This is a genomic window from Variovorax ginsengisoli, from assembly GCF_030811835.1.
Lineage (GTDB): Bacteria > Pseudomonadota > Gammaproteobacteria > Burkholderiales > Burkholderiaceae_C > Variovorax > Variovorax ginsengisoli_C.
Window position 1 is genome coordinate 1 of sequence record NZ_JAUSRO010000039.1, and the last position, 1,220, is coordinate 1,220.

Consider the following 1,220-nt stretch of genomic DNA (forward strand, 5'->3'; position numbering starts at 1 on the left):
AGCTGACCTTCGCTGTTCCAGCGCACAAGGTCCCCCGTGCGGTACAGCCGCTCGCCCTCGTCCGCCGCCACGAAGCGCTCCGCCGTCAGACCCGCGCGGCCGAGGTAGCCGCGCGCGAGCAGCTCCCCGCCGATGCACAGCTCACCGGCCACACCCCGCGGCACCAGCCCCAGGTCCGATCCCACCACCCGCAGCACCCGCCCGGCCAGCGGCTCGCCGATGGGCATGCGCAGCGGTGCCTGTGCGCCCTCGCGCAGGTACGGCGCGCAGTCCAGCACCGACGCGGTCACCGTCGCCTCGGTCGGCCCGTAGGTGTTGAGCAGCTTCACGTGCGCAAGCCCCGCCTCCTTCCAGGCCTTCAGCCCCTCGGGCGGCATCGCCTCGCCGCCGGCGTGCACCTGGCGCAGCGCGCCGTAGTCGCGCACCCCGTGGCGCGCAGCCTCCTGCGCGAAGTCCTGCGCCAGCAGATGCCAGTACGCGGTGGTCAGGTCCGCCACGCTGATGCGCTTGTCGATCAGCTCGCGGTAGAAGGTCTCGCTGTCCCACAGCGCCGGCCCCCGCAGCACGATCGCCGCGCCGGCCACCAGCGGCGGGAACACCTGCTCGATGAAGCCGTCGAAGTTCAGCGTCGAGAACTGCAGCATCCGGTCCTCGGGCACCAACCCGAAGAAGCGCACCGACTCCTGCGCGTGGCGCACCAGCGCGTGGTGCGCGATGCCCACGCCCTTGGGCCGCCCGGTCGAGCCGGAGGTGTAGATCAGGTAGGCAAGCTGCTGCGGGTGCATGACCACGCACGGGTCGTCAGACCGCTGCGCGCCCAGATCGAGCGTGTCCAGCGACAGCGCCCGCACCTTCTGGCCCACGGGCAGGCGCGGCGCCACGTGCGATTGCGTCAGCAGAAGCGACAGCCCGCTGTCCTCGATCATGTAGGTCAGCCGATCGGGCGGGTACGCCGGGTCCAGCGGCACGTAGGTGCCTCCGGCCTTCAAGATGCCCAGGATGCCCACGATCATCTCCACCGAGCGTTCCACTGCGATGCCCACCCGGCTCTCGGGCTTCACGCCCAGCCCGAGCAGATGGTGCGCCACACGATTGGCCCTTGCATCCAGCTGTGCGTAGCTCAGCGACTCCTCCCCGTACACCAGCGCCGGCGCATCCGCGCGAAGCGCCACCTGCCGGCCTATCAACGCGTGCACCGGCTCACCTCCATCGTATGACAA

General features: G+C 70.8%; 1 protein-coding gene. It reads right to left on the reverse strand.

Annotated elements, in window-relative coordinates; all coding sequences use genetic code 11:
- A partial coding sequence (locus J2W36_RS26510) for an amino acid adenylation domain-containing protein (RefSeq protein WP_307692780.1) occupies positions 1 to 1,220 on the reverse strand: 1,220 nt, incomplete at both ends.